This is a genomic window from Gluconobacter cerevisiae (assembly GCF_015244675.1).
GTDB lineage: Bacteria > Pseudomonadota > Alphaproteobacteria > Acetobacterales > Acetobacteraceae > Gluconobacter > Gluconobacter cerevisiae.
Genome location: NZ_JABCQO010000012.1, coordinates 1 through 16,236, shown reverse-complemented (window position 1 = coordinate 16,236; position 16,236 = coordinate 1). Strand labels below are relative to the sequence as shown.

The window sequence follows — 16,236 nt, the reverse complement described above, 5'->3', positions numbered from 1 at the left end:
TGGGAAAAAGGAGCCTAGCGCCAGATGAACAAAGACCGCCTCATGGCGCTGCTGCCCCCACCGCAGCGCTCCAAACACAAGGAAGACCGCTATAAGGCGATTGCCAGCGTCCTTCAGACATTCGCCCTCAGCGCGTGGGGGCTCGGCATCGTGACCCCACTCATCTCCGGGACAGGACCGTTGACCTCCATGCGTGCCGTCACCTGCTTTTTTCTGGGAGCCGTCCTTGAGGCAATTTCTTTGACTTTTCTGGCTTATATCCCCTATCCTGAGGACAAGACGGAGGCGAAAACCAATGGATAACGTAACCCAGAGTATCCTGTTTATTCTTCTTCCTGCCGCTGCTTTCACCATCGGTCTGGGGCTTGCGATCGGACCCATCGCGTCCCGGCTGGCAAAGCTGCGAACGTCCCACCATTGACACCGACAGGCGGCCTCCGGGCCGCTTTTTTTGTCCGCTCGCCCGGTTCAGTCAGGCGGGCGCGCCTCGTCGGCGCGAAGTGTCTTGCCCCCAATGCTCGCCCCCCACAGGGGGGCTGCGCCAGGACAGAGAAAAAGACTAGACTGGCCCCATGTCACGACAAACCGTAATCCGCATCGGTGCGCTGAGTATCCAGCTCGCCATTCTTCTTCTGATCTGGCAGGGCTTTCTGCATCCCATCAAGGGAGGTCTGCTCGTGCTTGCCGTCGGGTTTGCCGCGTTCTTCCTCACGCGGGACTCTTCACGCAGAAATCAGGCCGTCAGTAGAAAAAGCAAAAGAAGGATCGGGGCGGCCCTGACGGGTTCGTTCACCCTATTCCGCTAGGCTCCTGCGTCGCCAAGCTCCACCGAGCCACAGGGTCCAGCCGCCCTTGGTCGGGCGTCTGGCCCCTGCGTCTCGGCCCTTCCGGGTAACGGTTCACCCGCATTCTTTTCCGATGACGGACGGTCCTGGTGTGCGTGATCTGTTCGTGAGACGGCTCCTCAACCTCCCCGGCCAGTCCTGCGGACCGTCCGGGGAGGCACGTTCCACGACGGCGGCCTCGCATCCAGCGTTCAGTCTGACAGTCGCCGTGCCAGTCCGTAAAGCCACTGCGCGACCCTCGGCGGCAGGTGTCAGGCCCGCGTCTGCTGCAGGGCCGCACGCGACCCCGCATCAGCCGCAAGCCTGCCTCCCTTGCTCAGGACGCTCCGGGCTTGACGGCCTGTCCCGTCGCCCGTCTTGGCCGGTGGCAGGATGGGCTCAGGAAAACGCCACCGTCGTTCCACTCTCGTCGCCGTCAGTGTGCTCGCCGCACGGGCAGGATGGGTCTAGGAAAACGACAGGTATTCATGAAGTAATCAAGAAATCTTTTTACTTGTCCTACAAAAATAAATCGCGTTTTATGGCGGTTTTCCGCGCTTTTTCTCTTGTCATGAAAGGCCAAAAAGGCTATCTTTTACTTGTCGAGAGGGATTGGCCCTCAAGACAAAGCGCCCCGAACGGTGTTTCGACCACCGAACGGGACTTCGCTAGACTAGAAAGGTGATTTTCATGTCCGACGCAGCAACCACAATCGCACCGAAGGCCCAGAACCGCAAGGCTGCAAACAAGGCCAGCCCCGCCGCCGTCCGTCGTTTCAACGAAGCCCGCGAGCGCACCAAGGCCATTGCCGCTCCCACGCTGGCAGACGTCATGCGCCTTGCCCCCAACGATGACAAGATCGCCGCTATCGTTCAGCATTTCGGTTTCGAGGCTGGCGACTATGACGAGCTGATGGGGGCCGGTCTCAGCATGATCCGCGACCAGTACACGCTTCTTGAGGATGTGCTTGTCGTCACCGACTTTCGGGGCGAGCGCAATTTCAAGGCCATGGAAATGCACCTTGGCCGCATCGTGGACGGCCTGATCCGCTCTGCCTATGGTGCCGCCAACTTCTATGAGAACAAGCGCCAGATTGCCCGAGACGAACAGAACTCTTTCAGCAACGAAAGCCGCGACGAAGACCGCCAAGGCATCGACGGCGGGGAAAACCGCGTAGATCGGGCCGTCCGTTTCGCTGCACAGCAGGCCCCTAAGGCTTACGCGCTCGCCGTCATGGCTCAGGGCGCATGTGACGCCTACCGCGAACTGATCGGGGAAGACTGGAAGCCTTACGTCAAGGACAACGCCCGCAGCCTCACCGAGAACGTCCGCGCCGCACAATGGGGGGCCGTTCTCTAACCCCCACAGGCCGGGCCAGCAGGTCCGGCCACTCACCGGGGCCGCGCTGACGGCCTCGGCGTTGCCCTCGGCCTCTTCTCCCGTCCGCCCTTTTCTTTCTCCCGTCGTTTTTTCCAGGAAGGCGGACGCGCCTCGTCGGCGCGGAGTGTTTTGCCCCCAATGCTCGCCCCCCACAGGGGGGCTGCGCCAAGGCAACCGAAAGAGGCAAGCGTGGAATTGCCTCCCTTAACGCGATTTCCTAGTCTCGAACGAAGTTAGTTCCAGAGAGGCCATAATGCTTTCAAGAAATGCGTCGTTCGTTAAAGGTCACACGATGAGGCTGGACGACTACCGGTTTGACGGGCCGGGAGATATTGGAAGCGCTGAAAAGCCTTCCACCTGGCTCTGTGGCATTGAATTTGGTGACTCCGAAAATACAAATCCTGCCCTGGTCGCGGAAGAAGGTTTTTCAGTCGAAAAGCAATGGGGATACCCCGGAGGATACAATCGAAAAGCCCACAAGCTGCTCTGTTGCATCGAGGGTTATCCCATCCGCGAAGCCTTCGAGTTTGCAAAAGAAAGAAGCATTTTTGCGTCTCCAGACTGCGGCTACATGCTCACAAACCTCTTCCCGGAAAACTGCCTGACCGTCGATACATGGTCCGCTGAAGCGCAGGAGCGCACAGGCTTCGCAAGCAAGGCCGATTACATCGCATATGTCAGAAATGTTTGCTTCAAGACAATGAGAGCGCAGGTCAAGGAGCATAGACCAAAACTGTTTATTGGCGTCGGCGTAACACACGAGCGAGATTTCGTGAGCATCGCATCTGAGCCAGAAATCAAGTGTGAACTCGCCGAGTTCAAGGTTGGAAACCACACAAAGCGGATCAGGCTCTATCCCGGAGAGACACCTCTCGCCGTGGTCCCGCATCTGACCAGTGCTGGTGGCCTCAACAGCAATGAGTCCATCGAAATGACCGGAAAAATCATCCGAGAACGGCTCCTTTAACCGGGCGGCCCCCGAAGGGTTCGCGCGCTCTATTCCGCTAGGCTCCTTCGTCGCCAAGCTCCACCGAGCCCCGACGTCCAGCCGCCCTCAACCGGGCGTCTGGCCCTCGGGTCTCGGCCCTTCCGGGTAACGGCTTGCCCGCGTCTTTTTCCAACGTCGGATGGTCCTGGTCTGGGTGATCGGTTCGTGAGACGGCTCCTCAACCTCCCCGGCCAGTCCTGCGGACCGTCCGGGGAGGCCCGTTCCACGACGGCGGCCTCGCATCCAGCGTTCAGTCTGACAGTCGCCGTGCCAGTCCGTAAAGCCACTGCGCGACCCTCGGCGGCAGGTGTCAGGCCCGCGTCTGCTGCAGGGCCGCACGCGACCCCGCATCAGCCGCAAGCCTGCCTCCCTTGCTCAGGACGCTCCGGGCTTGACGGCCTGTCCCGTCGCCCGTCTTGGCCGGTGGCAGGATGGGCTCAGGAAAACGCCACCGTCGTTCCACTCTCGTCGCCGTCAATGTGCTCGCCGCACGGGCAGGATGGGTCTAGGAAAACAGGGGGCGATCAGCCGGGGCCGGGTGTTCGGGCAGACGAAAGAGACGGGCGGCCTGTCGGGTCTACCGTGGCGTTTAGGGCGGGCTGGCCGGTCAGGGTCTGAATCAGGGCGCGGCCCGGTTCAGAGGTGGGAGTCCGGCTGGCATGGCGGGCTATTTCCCGATCCGTCCCGGCCAGGTCTGTCAGGATTTCTGTTTCCCGACCGTGAGCGGCCCCAAACGCAAAGGCCTTTTCCCGACTGTCGCCATAGGCTGCCATGTCCTTCTGCACCTTGCCCAGCTCGTGCGCGAAGGTGGGATTATGGCGCAGTTCCTTTTCGATCTCTTTCCCGAGCGCCGCATGACGGCCCCCGGCCTTCATGCCGTTGAAGGCCTGTGCTGCATCGCCGCCCTCCTGGCGGATCGCGGCCTCGATGTCGCGGCAGACGAGGGACGGCGGGGCCGACCAGAACGCATGAAGAGATGCGGCGGCCTTGCGGCCTTCTTCTTTGGCCTGCGCCAGGAGCGCGCTTTCGCGCTTCTCTTCCGCAGGCCCGAAGACAGCCGGGATGACCGGACGCGGCACGGGCCGAAGCGTTGGAGCAGCAGAGGCCGTCAAAAAATCGGACTGCACGGTGACAGTGTATCCGCCATCCTGTCGGACGGCGTTTCGAAGATCCGCGACAGGCACCGCCACGATCCCGTCAGGCGTTTCGAACGCACCGGAGAGGCTGGTCCGTGCCTTGAAGATCCCCGAGACCGTTTCCCCAGGCGCGGCCGTGCGGATGACGAGGTCATCCAGCGGCCTTGCGGCAGGGCCAGAGCCCATGTCCTGCATCAGCTCCTTAAGGGCACGCGCACGGGTGGGATCGGTGGCATCTGTCAGCAAGGCCGGCATAGCAGGGTGATCCGGATCCTGCGTGCCGGCAATGGATGCGGACACCATGCGGGCTCTTGTGATGACGGAAAGGTCCACGTTATGCCCGTAATGACGGCCGAGTTCCGCGATGAACGCGTCCTGCGTTCGGCCGTTGCCCTCCCTGTACGGGTGGACATAATTGAGTTCGTTTAGAACCTTTCCGGCGACGGCCGCGAACTGCTCCGGCGTGGAGTTCTTCAGCACATCCGGGTTGCGGATGGGCTTGAAGGCCTCGTTTAGCCCCATGTCGATATGGGAGCCGGGCAGGAAGGTTGTTGACCCTTTCCGCATGGAGCCGATCGGTTCGACCCGTGCCCCGTCCACGACCGGCCTTTCGTGGCGCATGTGACCAGCCCACTCATAGACGTCCTGGAAGATATGCCGATGGATGGCCTTCAGGTGGTCGGCATCGAAATGGCCGGACGGCCCCAGACCCATCCGGATTTCCAGAATCCTGTGACTGGTGCGGCGGTACTCTTCGGGGTGAAGCTCGGAATGGCGGCGCAGGCCGAGACGGTTTCGCAGAACGTCCGTCTGGTCAGGATCATCCGAGACATTCGGGTAGGTGTAGCCGTGGGCAGGAGGCATTGACGCGTCAGAGGGCGGGATTCAGTCTCCGCCCCAGTTCGGCGAGGTCGATCTGTCCCGCGACGAAAGACTGGCAGGCAGCCTCGATAAGGGGATCATGCGTGTAGCCCTGCCGTCTCTGGGCCGCGAGAGTCCATTCGACCGCATCCTGACGGCGCGCGCGCTCTTCATCCGAAAGGGCGGAAAAAGGCGTCGGAGCGAAAAGGGTCTTGGCTGAACTCATAAGAGGGAATTAGCAGTTTTTGCGAGAAATGGCAAGGTTTTCCGGGCTTTGCGGCCTATCTGGTGGCGTGTTTTTAAGGCGCGTTTTTTTACGTTCAGTCGCAGAACGCGGCGGCAGGATGCTCTTATGACGAAGAGCCTTTCCCCTCTCGATAGCCGCCCGAAGCGCCTGACCGGGCCGCGCCTGTCTCTTGCCCTGTTCCGGATCGGATGGTCCGAGCGTCAGGCCGCCGAGAAATGCGACATGCACCGCAACCAGTTCCGGCGCTGCCTGGAGGGCACGTCCTCTCTTCCGGCTGATCTGTCTTTATGGTTACTGGATCTGGAAGCGGCCCATGTGGCCCATCCCTGTCCCCGGCAGAGAAAGGCCGATCCCATTCTCGCCGAGATCCGCAAAGCCGGGTGACATTGCCCGTGACGTGGTGGCTTCCGGTGTCTCCACGTCCAGGCTCAGGGAATACGAAAAAGGCAGCCCGGAGGCTGCCTGATCGTCATCAGTCGTGATGATGGCGGATTAATTGTGGGGATACATGAATCCCTGTGTGCCATCAGACATCACGGCCGGGACACAACGGGCTTTTGGGTCGGCTGCGGCTGCATAAGGTTTGACCAGCGTGGCTTTCACCCATGCAGGCTTAAAATCAATCCGCAGCGTGGGGAGATACCCGTTTACTGGTGAGGCCCCGGTCTTGATTGCCATTTGGACGTCAGCAAGTCCTGCATCGCTGGCTGTATCGGACGGTGCTGATTTGAACATCGCCGGATGGTTGAAGTCCATCGCCTGTTCGTCGGTTTGGTTGATAGCCATGCATGTGTAACCTGGCAGAACTCTGACAGGGTGCTTGCCAGCAGCATGGGCGGAGGACAGGCTGGCTAGTGCCAGACCGAAGGTCACAAAAGTGAAAGCTTTAGTCATCAACATATGATCCCTCTGTTTTTTAAGAGAGTACAGAGGCGTTCGCCCCGGTGCCCATTTTGTTTGCGGTAGCCTGTCTCCATTGGCCCACCGTCTCTCCCGCCGAGATTCCATTTTTCGCGAGTTGGTCCGAAGAATAACTGGTCAGAACATCGCTCATCGGTGCATCGTCTGATGCAACGGCAATCCGCTTTCCGGCTAAGGGGCCGAAATTATAATAGCTTCGTGTGTCTAGCGCGGTAGGATTGGTGACGCCTGCCGCCTGAAGGGACTGGGCGGCATCCTTTAGATATTGTGCGGCTGCAACGGCTTGCGTAGCAGGATCCTGCTGACCTGCTGTTCCAGACGTAATGCTGGTGGCTAACCCCGGATTGTCCGCAAGGGCTTTGCTCATCTCTTGGGAATATGTGCCATTCGACATCTGGAAGGCGCCAGTGATCGTGTTTCCTGAACTATTCGCCGTATGGACATTTTGGCAGCCGGACTCCACTTGGCAAGTCGCGGCCAAGGCAGCGGGGTTTACACCGATGGCGGAAGCATTGTCGGCGGCCTGATAGCCCCACGCTTTACTATAAAGCGTTTGCAGTGAGTCTGACCCCGTCGAGACCGGCTGAGTGGTCTGGATGACCTTGCCGTCTCCGCCGATCTGCTGGACGGTCCCGGCCGGTACCGTAAAGTTCGGCAGGCCGACTTCCGGATAGACGACATGCGGGACTTCCGGGAGGCCGTTCGGCACTTCAATCGACTGCGCCTGGCACGAACCGCTGAGGCCAAGTCCGGCCGAGAAAGCCAGACCTGTAATCAAAAAGGATTGTTTGAAGGGCGGCGGCATTGAGCACTCCTGTGTTGGGGTGGTCAGTATCCGCCCGTAGTCTGCGACTTTGAGTATTGTCTGAACAGCGCTTATTGGCCCGAGGTGGTGTGTCCGTTTTGGACACACCTAAATCAGGTGATCGAGGATAATTCCGAAGACGGTTCCGCCCACGATCATGGTGGCGAACCATCCGGCCCGCTTGCTGATTTCGTCCCGTCGAACACGAGTGCCCGCCATCACGATCTGCGCTTTCATGCTTTCGGCGATTTCGCCTTTGAGAGGCCATCGTGTGGATGGTACGCTAAACAACGTTTGGCATGAACAATAAAGGAACGATCAGGCGGCACGAGCCTGTTTCGACAGATTGAGCGTCTTGCGGCCCGCAGAAGCTGCGGCTTTGTCCCAGAGGAAGTCTCCGGAAAAGGCGATGTGCTCCCATCCCACCGGGGAAGTATGCGCCAGCAGGTCCTCCGGGACGACCGCCGATGTTGAGCGCAGATGTGTGACGGCGGTTTGCAGATAGACTGTATTCCAGTAGACGATCGCCGCGATGACGAGATTGAGGCCCGACGCCCGGTATTGCTGGGCTTCATGGCTGCGGTCGATGATCCGTCCCTGGCGGAAGGTATGGATTGCCTGGGTCAGCACATGCCGCTGCTCGCTGTTGTTGAGCCCTGCCTGACATCTCTGCCGCAGATCAGGGGTTTCGAGCCAGTCGAGCATGAACAGAGTGCGCTCGATCTTGCCGATTTCCTGGAGTGCGACGTCGAGCCGATTCTGGCGCTCATAGGCAGCAAGCTTGCGCAACATCCTGGAGGGCGCGACATGCCCGGCCTTGATTGATCCGACAAGCCGCAGCACGTCCTCCCATTGTTCCCGAATGATGTCGGTGCGGATGGTTTTGCCAAGCAGCGGGCTGATGGAGGGATAGGAACTGGCCGGTGCGATGGACGCCAGGCGTCTATCCGGAAAGTCGCGCAGGCGTGGGCAAAAGCGAAAACCCAACAGGGCGCAGAGCGCGAAGACATGGTCGGTGGCACCACCCGTGTCGGTATAATGCTCGGTGATTTTAAGCCCCGTTCCATGATTGGTCAGGCCGTCGAGCACGTATGGCGCTTCGTGTGTCGCAGCCGAGATGACCTTCACATGGTATGGGGCGCGCTGATCAGACACATGCGTGTAAAAGCTGAACCCATGGTCGACGCCATAGCGGGCATTGACGTCTCCGCCTGAGGCACCGCGCTTGGCCCCGCGAAAGAACTGTCCATCGGAGCTTGAACTCGAACCCTCACCCCAGATGCGGGAAAATGGCAGACGATGGTGAGAGTCGATGAGGATAGCCAGCGCCTTGCGGTAATTTTCGTCGCGGACGTAAGCGTCGTGGGTCCAGAAGAGCTGATCACGGGTAACGCCGTGACTCGCGGCAGCCATGCGTGACAGCCCCAGATTGGTAGCGTCCGCCAGAATGGCAGCAAGCAACGCGTTCTCGTGGGGGCAGGCTTCGCCCGTGCGCAGGTTGGTAAAGGCGTTCAAAAAACCGGTGGCCTGCGCCACCTCGTGCAGCAGCTCCGTGATGCGGATTGGCGGCATCAGGGCGTTGAGCTGTTGCGCCAGGTCTTCCGCCTTGGGAGGCGTTGTTGCGCGTATCGGCGATATCTGGAGGTGCCCGTCTCGGAATCGTACGCCTTGCAAAGCGTCGCGTTTCAGGCTTTGCGCAAACTTCTTCAGGCGTTTATCCAATTCGCGAGCGCGCTGATCCAGCCATTCATCCGCCGACAGGGGAAGGTCAAGTTCGGCAATGAACGGTTTTGCCTGCTCCGTACTGAGCATGTAGCTGTCGAAGCGACGATAATTGGCCGACCGCTCGATCCACACATCACCGGAACGCAGCTTGTTGCGCAAATGCGCGAGCGTCGCGATTTCCCACAGACGCCGGTTGGGCTTGTCATCCTGATCGATAACGATCTTCTGCCATTCCTTGCGAAACGGCATCGGTGCGTCGCCAGGTAAATCGCGTTTGCCTGCTCTGTTGAGGTTCCGCAACAACGTGATCGCAGCCAGGGTCTTGGCGCCTCCTCTTCCTGCCTGGAATTCCAGCGTTTCCAGCAGATCGGGCGCGAATTTTCGAAGGGTAATATAACGCTCCGCAGCGGCTGTCAGAGGATCGAGGTCGGCAGTCCTGGCGATCGCCCCAACCTCTGACCTTGCTTTCAACAGGGTCGCCCATCCGACCGTGGCATCCAGAGTTTCCATGGGATCTCTGCCGTCGCTGGCCGCCTCGGCCAAGGCATCGATGGTCGCCTGAAACAGGCGCATCAGGCGTGCGACGTTCTTCGACGTTGCCGAAAAGCTGCGGGCCTTTGTGTTCCGTGCCCGGGTAAAGATGCTGCCGACCAGCTTGTCAGCCATGTCCAGGGCGCTGTCCGTCAGACGTTCCTCGGCATCGATCAGGAAAGCGACGAGCGTGGCGTAACGGCGTGATGGCGTGTAGCGCTCGATCATCGAGGCCGGAGATATCCGGCCTTCCCGGACGTATTGGTGAAAGCGGTCGATGTGAATGCGCTTGGCGACGACGGGATCAATCCCGATCTGTCGAACCTGTCTCAACAATTCCAGAATGCGCTTGATGTGATCCGGCTTGACGGCAACCGGTATGGTCTTGAGCGAGGCAAGTTGGCTGATGCTCCCTTCAGGCGTTGTGGCGAAAAGCCGATCCAGCGCCGTGACCTGATCGCCTGTGAGGCCCTGCGTTAACGCCTGCGCGGTCTTCCGTCGGGCCCGCGCCCGTCCCGCAATGCTGGCGCGTTCGATGGTTGAAATCGAAGGGAGTGCGATTTTGGCATGGCGTAGCGCGTCCATCACGGCCCGGACGATTACGATGCCGCTGTCCGTGGCCCAGGCTGCGTTTGCCGCAGCCTCGATCATGAACGGGATATCGACTCTCTGGGGCGCGCGCAGGCCAAGGATCGTCATCAGATCGCGGGCATGATCGGTCATCGTCTGCTCCCGCGCGGCGTAATCGGCGAGGTCGCTGCCGGAAAGCTCAAGTTGGTCTGCCACGAAGGCGACCAACGCGGATGGCGTCGATCCGACGTCCTGCACAAACTGAGCCAGTGTTGTTCCCGGGTGCCTGAGTAACGCCAGTTGCACGGCAACGCCCATCTGGGTGCGTCGCCTGCGCCGGGAACCGATGATATCCAGATCCGATGGCTCGAAAGTGTAAAGGCGGACCAGACTGTCCCGGTCTGTCGGGATGGCGAGCATCTGATCCCGTTCCTGGGCTGTCAGCAGGTGATGTTTGAGCCTGGTCACGCTGTCATTCCGTCCACAAAAGGTCAGTCTCGGCTATGGACAGCGGAGAGTAAAGAGACGCATTATGTGGACGGATATTGTCGATCCGGAATGGTCATTCACTCAGTGTCCACAGAACGGTCGTTTGGGAGACGGTGCCATGGGCGGCATTCTGGGATACGCGCGTGTCAGTACCGGTGATCAGGATGTGGCCGGGCAGCGTATGCGATTGGAAGAAGCCGGTACGATCCGTGTGTTCACCGATGTGATGTCGGGCAAGAGCATGGAGCGACCAGGACTGGACGAGCTGCTGGAATACGCACGCAAGGGCGATACGCTTGCGGTTGTGCGGCTCGACCGCCTCGGTCGTTCACTGGGAGAGTTGCTGACAACGGTGACCATGCTCCGCTCACGCGGAATAGCGTTGCTCAGCCTGGAGGAGAAAATCGACACTTCCTCCGCAGCCGGAGAGCTGATCTTCCACGTCTTCGGCGCCATTGCGCATTTTGAGCGGCGACTGATCTCAGAACGTACACGCGACGGGATTGCAGCGGCGAGAGCAAAGGGCAGGCTGCCGGGGCGGCAGCCGCTCGACAACGACAAGATCAGCGCGGCGCTAAAACTTATCGCGGCGAGCGTGTCGCCGACTGAAGCGGCGCGTCAGCTCGGGATCGGGCGATCGACTGTCTATCGCGAGATGAAGCGTCTTGGCGTCGCGCGGCCGACACCATCGGCTGTATCATGACAACAGACGATCAAGTGGTTCTCAGCGCGCGCGAGAAAGAAGCTCTACGTCTGCTTCTGGTCGGCCATGACGCGAAATCCATCGCCAATACGCTTGGTCTGTCGGTGCACACAATAAATGACCGCCTACGCGATGCGCGGCGCAAGCTGGGCGTTTCGAGCAGCCGTGAAGCTGCCCGACGTCTCGCCGAGATGGATGGGGGCACCCCCAATAATGTCGGCCCCAAAGAAATTGGGGGTGCCGAAGCAACTTCTTCGGTGGATAGAGCCAAAGAGCCAGCACCGCCGCGATCGTCGGGGCATCGCCTGGCGTGGCTTACCGGAGGAATGCTTATCATGTCTCTTATCATTGCGGCCGCAGCGCTTTTGACCATCAGCGGGCAGGACGACGCCCGGGTTTCCGCCCAGAATATTTCGACAAGCATTGCCCGTCCTGCCGAAACAAAGGCATCGGCCGATGCCCGCAAATGGGTCGAATTGCTTGATGAAGGGCAGTGGGATGCAAGCTGGCAAGCCGCAGGCACACTGTTCAAGGCAAAGATCACCCCGGCGCAGTGGGCCACTACGATCCAGTCTGTACGACAACCGTTGGGACGCCCGTCATCACGCACTTTCCAAAGCGTGATGCAGACAAAAACGCTGCCGGGCGCGCCAGCGGGTGACTATCAGATCATTCAGTTCCAGACGCGTTTCGCTAACAAACCCAACGCGGTTGAAACCGTCGTACTTTCGCGTGAACAGGCATATTGGCGCGTTAGCGGATATTTCATCCGCTAACTTCCGTGCTGCTTGCCGTTGTTCAACAAAGAAACAGCGGCTTGCCCTCAGGCAAGATCACGCTACCCAGACGTTCTTCTACTGTTCATGCTAAACGTTGTTTAGCGTACTTTCCACACGATGGCCTCATACCGAGCGAGGGGCCGCTGGATGATGCGCCGGACGCCTCACCCGGCCCATCTCCTACACCGTTCCATTCTGGCGCATAGCCACGCTCAACAGCCTCTGACCATTCGGCCTCGAACTCAGATCGGGCGGACGGGGAAATGTATTGCAGAACCCCATTAACCATTTCCTCAAACTGCTGCGCCATGAAGCCTACCATTTCCCCGACACTCCGAACGCAGGCTTGCAGCCGGTTCTTCCGGGCAACTGTCAGGCCCTCAGCTAACCACCAGCGCCAGTCCCCTGACGTGCTGACGTTATAGGTCGCCTCATTGCGCACCCATGCCCGCTTGAGAGTGTCAAAGTCCTCTCGAAGTGCTGCAATCGCCTCAGCTTTTGCCTTCTCAATCGCTACTTCCGGCTCCTTTAGCGCTTGGCTTCGCTCCTCAACCGCCAGCGCAGCACTGGACACCTCTGCCAAGGCCTCCCGCACAGGCAGGGCAGTTAAACGCCATGCCGCCCGCAACTCCTCACGTCGTGCCTCTGGCATATCTTTGGCTGCCCACCACCCCAGCCGGTCAGGTACTTTCGGTGACGGGCCAACCCTGCGAACCTCACCGGCCCGGAATGCCGCAGCAAACTGGTTTGAGCCAGCCCGAACCTCCTGCGCCTTCTGCTCCCGTTCCGCAAAGGCCGCTTCCCGCTCTGCCAGAGCCTCTTCCCGCCTCCGAAGATCGGCCTCTTTCTGCTCGGCAATTCGGGCATACAGGTCAGCATTTTGATGAACGGCACCCGTCTCTATTTTCGGTTTTCCGCGCTCTAGACGGCGATCCAGCCTCTCCCGCGCCCAACGTGCCCAACTGGACTGCATAGCAGCCCCAGAGGTCTTTAAATCAGGCTCTAGGGCACGTTCAGAGGCCAATAGCTCCTCCTTCGCCTTCCGACACGAAATAACCGGCTTGGACTTCCCGCTTTTGTGCCGTTGTTCCCGGACTGGCGACATGAACACATCAACCACCCCGGAGCCTTTTTCGTCGGTGTCATAGCGCAGCCCCCAGACGGCACCGGCACCACCCCAACTTTCGGCCCATGCCTTCGCTTCATCGACGAGCTGCTGCACCCTCGGATTAGCCGCGTCATGTGGGTCTCCGGTTTCGGCCAGCCATTCAGGACTGACCACCACCTTGAACTCCATCCCGAGATCCGCACCCTTCCGCTCACTGGCACCAGTGGCCCGCTTGTGCGCCTTGAACGCTTCCACGTAATCCGTGGGGCCTTCCGCCTTGCTCCACGCTATCGGATCACTGTCCCGAACGTGTCGTTTCTGGGAGACCGGATCGAGACGCTTGGCGTGATATTCCGTTGAGAGGATTCCGCCTCGACCCGTCCCGATGGACTTGAGAGCACCCGCACGAACCGCCGCGAAAATTGCCACCTGTCATTCCTTCCTGCTATGCAAGAAGTAACACACTACCGATTGGCCCTAAAGGGCCGCTCCGCTTCAATCCGTGTGCAAGGGGAAACCCCCTTGACCCCTTCCGATTACCCACGAGAAATTCGGTACGACATGACCCCCATCGAGCGCGCCCGTGCACTGCGTCGGGACTATGACGATCTGACCCGACAAGCACAGGAAACCGGCCACTACTCCGACCCACCGGCGGAGATGGTGGCATCCCCGTCCCTACCATCGGTCGATCACTGGCAGATCGTCAGGATTCCGAATGTCGGCCCGGTTCTGGCAGGATGGGCGCGATCTCATCCAGTGCTCGGCCCGTCTGACTGCTGGTTCGTCTCAACACCACTGGAACGCATCGACCCAGCCGGAAAATGGGCATGGTCAAAGAACCACCTGTTCCGGCTGCTCCGACCGGCTGACCCACTCAAAGAGGCCGAGCGATGGGCGGGAACGCTCAACAGTCCTCGTGAAGCTACGTCCAACTCCATAGAGCATTCAGAAGATTGGAATGAAGCAGAAGCCTACGACCAGTCAGGACTTGCGGCCTTCTAGGTGAGGCTCTGCCGGTCTCGCTGCCGCCTCACTTCATACCCCTTGAGCAAATCCCCTCTTGCCCGGTTTTTCCGTCCTTCCAAGGCCGGAGCGAGCGCAGCGCGGGAGCGGCGTAGCCCGCCCGTCAGGGCGTCCGGACATGCGTTTGCACTCAGGTCAGACTGGCTTGCACTTAGGTCAGAATGAGGTCTTGCACTTAGGTGCCGTCAGGTGGCTTTCGCTTCCTTCAGACACCATGCGACCATCTCCGCATGGGTCATTTGGGGGGGCTGAAAGACCCTTTCAGGTCTTAAAAAAGAACTAGAAGGACGTTCCTGTGCAGGTCTTGCACTTAGGTGAGCACGCACTGTCCGCATGAAGTGCCGGGCCGCCTGCGCCACCTGCTGGAGTGCCGACAGAACGATCTCATATGCGTTCGATGTCCGCACCCGCTTCCCAAGCTGGCGATCATACTGATAGCGGGGCGTGTGCTTCACGATGCCGAGCGCATAGGCCCGATTCAGAGCATTGATAACCGTCCGGCGGCTGGCGCCTGACTTCTCTGCCATTGCTTCGTGACTAGGGAACATAGCCCCATCGTCCCCCATGAACTCCGGCAGAACCGCCAGCGCATGTGCTTCCCCAAGAGTCAGCTTACCTTCCGACCGGAAGCGACGAAGCACAGCCTGAAACCGACGGATGATCTGCCATTTAGTCAGGGAATGGGAAGTCTTGGAAGCGATGGTCATTGTCTATCCTCACTCGGACTGACCATCTTCTCTTGAGGGAACTACCCAGTTTGGGTTATCGTTCTCTCGGAAAGCTGGCCCGTCCACTCGATCTGGCGGGTCAAGCTGAAAGGCCGGAGTTGCTGCTCCGGCCTTTCGCCGTTTCTAGGTACAATGTTCGCCGTTTCCGAAGAAAAGGCAAGACATTGAGTTATAGGATGGGCGACAAAATAAATTTCATCTCTTACAAGAAAATTTACGAGTAAAAATTATAATTCTGGAGCAGATTCATAGTCTCCAATTCTATCCATATGATTTGTTACATCATTTCTTTTATATTTACCACTAACTCCATAAATATCACCGTCTTTGCATTTGGGGCACTTAGCATTTTCAAATGTTATCTTCCCTCCTACTGACATTTCTTTTATATTTTTAGGAATTTCTATCGTTCCAACGCCAGACCAGTCGCATTTCGAACAAACAAGATCGAATGATGTTGGAACATTTTCTGAAATGATATTGATATCCATTTTCCACCTTATTGGTTTGTTTCAATCTTTAAATACACCCTCTGATTGAAATGAGAACTATGTCCGGACGCCCTGACGGGCGGGCTACGCCGCTCCCGCGCTGCGCTCGCTCCGGGTCTGAACCAATTTTTTGCCGTGTTAGCCTGCCTGCTTATGAAGCAAAGAGATTTTAGCGGCTAAAACTACCGTTTTCCGGTAGTATCAATGTCTGAACTTGATTGAGCGACAGGAGCGGCATGATGAGCGCACACCCGATTGTCCAGCATGACGACGCCGAGACGACAGCTTTTGCTGACGCCGTTCGAGACGGAATCCGCGCCGCAGATGAAGGGCGCAAGCGTCCCTATTCTGAGGTGCGTAACTGGCTCCTCTCTTGGGGTACGGAACACGAAAAACCTGCACCACAGCGCGGGTAATCGTGCAAAATTTCATCGTTGATATTACCGATCCAGCGGTCGATGACCTCCAAAGTATTAGAAATCACATAGGGGAAGAAAACCCCGCAGCAGCAAGCCGTGTTGCTATTCAGATAGTCGCAGCCTGTGACCGTCTCGAATATCTACCGGAACGAGGCCGACCGGGCCTTGTCCCTGGCACGCGAGAACTGGTGTCCTGCTGGCCGTATGTAATCGTCTATCGCATCGCAGATTCAACGGTCGAAATCCTGCGCATCTGGCACAGTTCTCAAGACCGATAGACCGCTAACTCGTATCGAGTTGTGTTTACTTGTGCTGAGTTATGCCTACTAAAATATGAGGCAGTTCCTCTGGGGTAGTGTGGAAGCTGCCCCATTTTCGTGACCTGTCACATACCGAGGCCATCGTGTGGATGGTACGCTAAACAACGTTTGGCATGAACAATAAAGGAACGATCAGGCGGCACGAGCCTGTTTCGACAGATTGAGCGTCTTGCGGCCCGCAGAAG

The 16,236-nt window shown here is 58.9% G+C and carries 20 protein-coding genes; 11 read left to right on the top strand and 9 right to left on the bottom strand.

The annotated features are described in order from the left end of the window. Positions 1-24 precede the first annotated feature (24 nt). From HKD21_RS12365 to HKD21_RS12350, 5 genes are all read left to right on the top strand, one after another. Positions 25-303: a hypothetical protein gene (locus HKD21_RS12365; RefSeq protein ID WP_194255953.1), complete on the top strand. Its 279-nt coding sequence runs from the start codon at positions 25-27 to the stop codon at positions 301-303. Then, complete coding sequence (locus HKD21_RS14535) at positions 296-421, top strand: hypothetical protein (RefSeq protein ID WP_255494207.1); 126 nt, start codon at positions 296-298, stop codon at positions 419-421. Before HKD21_RS12365 ends, HKD21_RS14535 begins: the two co-directional genes overlap by 8 nt. A 151-nt stretch (positions 422-572) precedes the next feature. After that, the gene (locus tag HKD21_RS12360; RefSeq protein WP_194255952.1) at positions 573-806 is read left to right on the top strand and encodes a hypothetical protein; all 234 of its coding nucleotides are present in this window, start codon (positions 573-575) and stop codon (positions 804-806) included. A gap of 708 nt (positions 807-1,514) precedes the next feature. Continuing rightward, positions 1,515-2,183 carry a hypothetical protein gene (locus tag HKD21_RS12355; protein ID WP_062028005.1) on the top strand — a complete coding sequence of 223 codons (669 nt, stop codon included), beginning with the start codon at positions 1,515-1,517 and terminating at the stop codon, positions 2,181-2,183. Positions 2,184-2,496: 313 nt separating this feature from the next. After that, on the top strand, positions 2,497-3,171 hold the full coding sequence (locus HKD21_RS12350; RefSeq protein ID WP_194255951.1) for a hypothetical protein: 675 nt from the start codon (positions 2,497-2,499) through the stop codon (positions 3,169-3,171). Positions 3,172-3,716: 545 nt separating this feature from the next. Here HKD21_RS12350 and HKD21_RS12345 read toward each other — a convergent pair. Beyond that, complete coding sequence (locus HKD21_RS12345; protein ID WP_194255950.1) at positions 3,717-5,192, bottom strand: Fic/DOC family protein; 1,476 nt, start codon at positions 5,190-5,192, stop codon at positions 3,717-3,719. 7 nt (positions 5,193-5,199) lie between these two features. Further along, a complete protein-coding gene (locus HKD21_RS12340; RefSeq protein WP_061489988.1) occupies positions 5,200-5,415 on the bottom strand; it encodes an antitoxin VbhA family protein in 216 nt (71 codons plus the stop codon). A gap of 126 nt (positions 5,416-5,541) precedes the next feature. Between HKD21_RS12340 and HKD21_RS12335 the strand changes: the two genes are divergently transcribed. Beyond that, the gene (locus HKD21_RS12335) at positions 5,542-5,820 is read left to right on the top strand and encodes a hypothetical protein (RefSeq protein WP_194255986.1); all 279 of its coding nucleotides are present in this window, start codon (positions 5,542-5,544) and stop codon (positions 5,818-5,820) included. A gap of 108 nt (positions 5,821-5,928) precedes the next feature. On the opposite strand, the gene HKD21_RS12330 is transcribed toward HKD21_RS12335, so the two are convergent. The 4 genes from HKD21_RS12330 to HKD21_RS12320 form a co-directional block, all read right to left on the bottom strand. Next, positions 5,929-6,330 carry a hypothetical protein gene (locus HKD21_RS12330; protein ID WP_062501853.1) on the bottom strand — a complete coding sequence of 134 codons (402 nt, stop codon included), beginning with the start codon at positions 6,328-6,330 and terminating at the stop codon, positions 5,929-5,931. A 22-nt stretch (positions 6,331-6,352) separates the two neighbouring features. Beyond that, entirely contained in the window at positions 6,353-7,162 is an 810-nt protein-coding gene (locus tag HKD21_RS12325; protein WP_194255949.1) for a hypothetical protein, read from the bottom strand. Between the two features lie 108 nt (positions 7,163-7,270). After that, positions 7,271-7,399, bottom strand: coding sequence for a hypothetical protein (locus HKD21_RS14530; RefSeq protein WP_265588988.1), 129 nt, complete (start codon positions 7,397-7,399; stop codon positions 7,271-7,273). Between the two features lie 81 nt (positions 7,400-7,480). Further along, positions 7,481-10,456, bottom strand: coding sequence for a Tn3 family transposase (locus tag HKD21_RS12320; RefSeq protein ID WP_029605691.1), 2,976 nt, complete (start codon positions 10,454-10,456; stop codon positions 7,481-7,483). Positions 10,457-10,595: 139 nt separating this feature from the next. Between HKD21_RS12320 and HKD21_RS12315 the strand changes: the two genes are divergently transcribed. Both HKD21_RS12315 and HKD21_RS12310 read left to right on the top strand, forming a co-directional pair. Next, a complete protein-coding gene (locus HKD21_RS12315) occupies positions 10,596-11,180 on the top strand; it encodes a recombinase family protein (protein WP_010516174.1) in 585 nt (194 codons plus the stop codon). Further along, positions 11,177-11,956, top strand: coding sequence for a helix-turn-helix domain-containing protein (locus tag HKD21_RS12310; protein ID WP_035979553.1), 780 nt, complete (start codon positions 11,177-11,179; stop codon positions 11,954-11,956). The genes HKD21_RS12315 and HKD21_RS12310 overlap by 4 nt, the downstream gene beginning before the upstream one ends. Before the next feature lie 85 nt (positions 11,957-12,041). Here the strand turns inward: HKD21_RS12310 and HKD21_RS12305 are convergent, their stop codons facing one another. Continuing rightward, positions 12,042-13,496, bottom strand: coding sequence for a hypothetical protein (locus tag HKD21_RS12305; RefSeq protein WP_194255948.1), 1,455 nt, complete (start codon positions 13,494-13,496; stop codon positions 12,042-12,044). 132 nt (positions 13,497-13,628) lie between these two features. On the opposite strand from HKD21_RS12305, the gene HKD21_RS12300 reads away from it, so the two are divergent. Continuing rightward, entirely contained in the window at positions 13,629-14,072 is a 444-nt protein-coding gene (locus tag HKD21_RS12300) for a hypothetical protein (protein WP_194255947.1), read from the top strand. 206 nt (positions 14,073-14,278) lie between these two features. On the opposite strand, the gene HKD21_RS12295 is transcribed toward HKD21_RS12300, so the two are convergent. Continuing rightward, on the bottom strand, positions 14,279-14,800 hold the full coding sequence (locus tag HKD21_RS12295) for a helix-turn-helix domain-containing protein (protein WP_228121445.1): 522 nt from the start codon (positions 14,798-14,800) through the stop codon (positions 14,279-14,281). Positions 14,801-15,048: 248 nt separating this feature from the next. Next, complete coding sequence (locus HKD21_RS12290) at positions 15,049-15,312, bottom strand: hypothetical protein (protein WP_194255946.1); 264 nt, start codon at positions 15,310-15,312, stop codon at positions 15,049-15,051. Between the two features lie 236 nt (positions 15,313-15,548). Between HKD21_RS12290 and HKD21_RS12285 the strand changes: the two genes are divergently transcribed. Together HKD21_RS12285 and HKD21_RS12280 are read left to right on the top strand one after the other, a co-directional pair. Next, entirely contained in the window at positions 15,549-15,728 is a 180-nt protein-coding gene (locus HKD21_RS12285) for a CopG family transcriptional regulator (RefSeq protein WP_228121443.1), read from the top strand. Positions 15,729-15,730: 2 nt separating this feature from the next. Then, complete coding sequence (locus HKD21_RS12280; protein WP_322782933.1) at positions 15,731-16,009, top strand: type II toxin-antitoxin system RelE/ParE family toxin; 279 nt, start codon at positions 15,731-15,733, stop codon at positions 16,007-16,009. Positions 16,010-16,236 lie beyond the last annotated feature (227 nt).

What these genes read in the sequence shown, in the direction of transcription:
- HKD21_RS12350 (WP_194255951.1), top strand. Translation starts at nt 2,497, where the DNA reads ATGAGGCTGGACGACTACCGGTTTGACGGGCCGGGAGATATTGGAAGC.
- HKD21_RS12295 (WP_228121445.1), bottom strand. Translation starts at nt 14,800, where the DNA reads ATGACCATCGCTTCCAAGACTTCCCATTCCCTGACTAAATGGCAGATC.
- HKD21_RS14535 (WP_255494207.1), top strand. Translation starts at nt 296, where the DNA reads ATGGATAACGTAACCCAGAGTATCCTGTTTATTCTTCTTCCTGCCGCT.
- HKD21_RS12300 (WP_194255947.1), top strand. Translation starts at nt 13,629, where the DNA reads ATGACCCCCATCGAGCGCGCCCGTGCACTGCGTCGGGACTATGACGAT.
- HKD21_RS12285 (WP_228121443.1), top strand. Translation starts at nt 15,549, where the DNA reads ATGATGAGCGCACACCCGATTGTCCAGCATGACGACGCCGAGACGACA.
- HKD21_RS14530 (WP_265588988.1), bottom strand. Translation starts at nt 7,399, where the DNA reads ATGAAAGCGCAGATCGTGATGGCGGGCACTCGTGTTCGACGGGACGAA.
- HKD21_RS12355 (WP_062028005.1), top strand. Translation starts at nt 1,515, where the DNA reads ATGTCCGACGCAGCAACCACAATCGCACCGAAGGCCCAGAACCGCAAG.
- HKD21_RS12290 (WP_194255946.1), bottom strand. Translation starts at nt 15,312, where the DNA reads ATGGATATCAATATCATTTCAGAAAATGTTCCAACATCATTCGATCTT.
- HKD21_RS12345 (WP_194255950.1), bottom strand. Translation starts at nt 5,192, where the DNA reads ATGCCTCCTGCCCACGGCTACACCTACCCGAATGTCTCGGATGATCCT.
- HKD21_RS12310 (WP_035979553.1), top strand. Translation starts at nt 11,177, where the DNA reads ATGACAACAGACGATCAAGTGGTTCTCAGCGCGCGCGAGAAAGAAGCT.
- HKD21_RS12365 (WP_194255953.1), top strand. Translation starts at nt 25, where the DNA reads ATGAACAAAGACCGCCTCATGGCGCTGCTGCCCCCACCGCAGCGCTCC.
- HKD21_RS12335 (WP_194255986.1), top strand. Translation starts at nt 5,542, where the DNA reads ATGACGAAGAGCCTTTCCCCTCTCGATAGCCGCCCGAAGCGCCTGACC.
- HKD21_RS12325 (WP_194255949.1), bottom strand. Translation starts at nt 7,162, where the DNA reads ATGCCGCCGCCCTTCAAACAATCCTTTTTGATTACAGGTCTGGCTTTC.
- HKD21_RS12360 (WP_194255952.1), top strand. Translation starts at nt 573, where the DNA reads ATGTCACGACAAACCGTAATCCGCATCGGTGCGCTGAGTATCCAGCTC.
- HKD21_RS12330 (WP_062501853.1), bottom strand. Translation starts at nt 6,330, where the DNA reads ATGACTAAAGCTTTCACTTTTGTGACCTTCGGTCTGGCACTAGCCAGC.
- HKD21_RS12315 (WP_010516174.1), top strand. Translation starts at nt 10,596, where the DNA reads ATGGGCGGCATTCTGGGATACGCGCGTGTCAGTACCGGTGATCAGGAT.
- HKD21_RS12340 (WP_061489988.1), bottom strand. Translation starts at nt 5,415, where the DNA reads ATGAGTTCAGCCAAGACCCTTTTCGCTCCGACGCCTTTTTCCGCCCTT.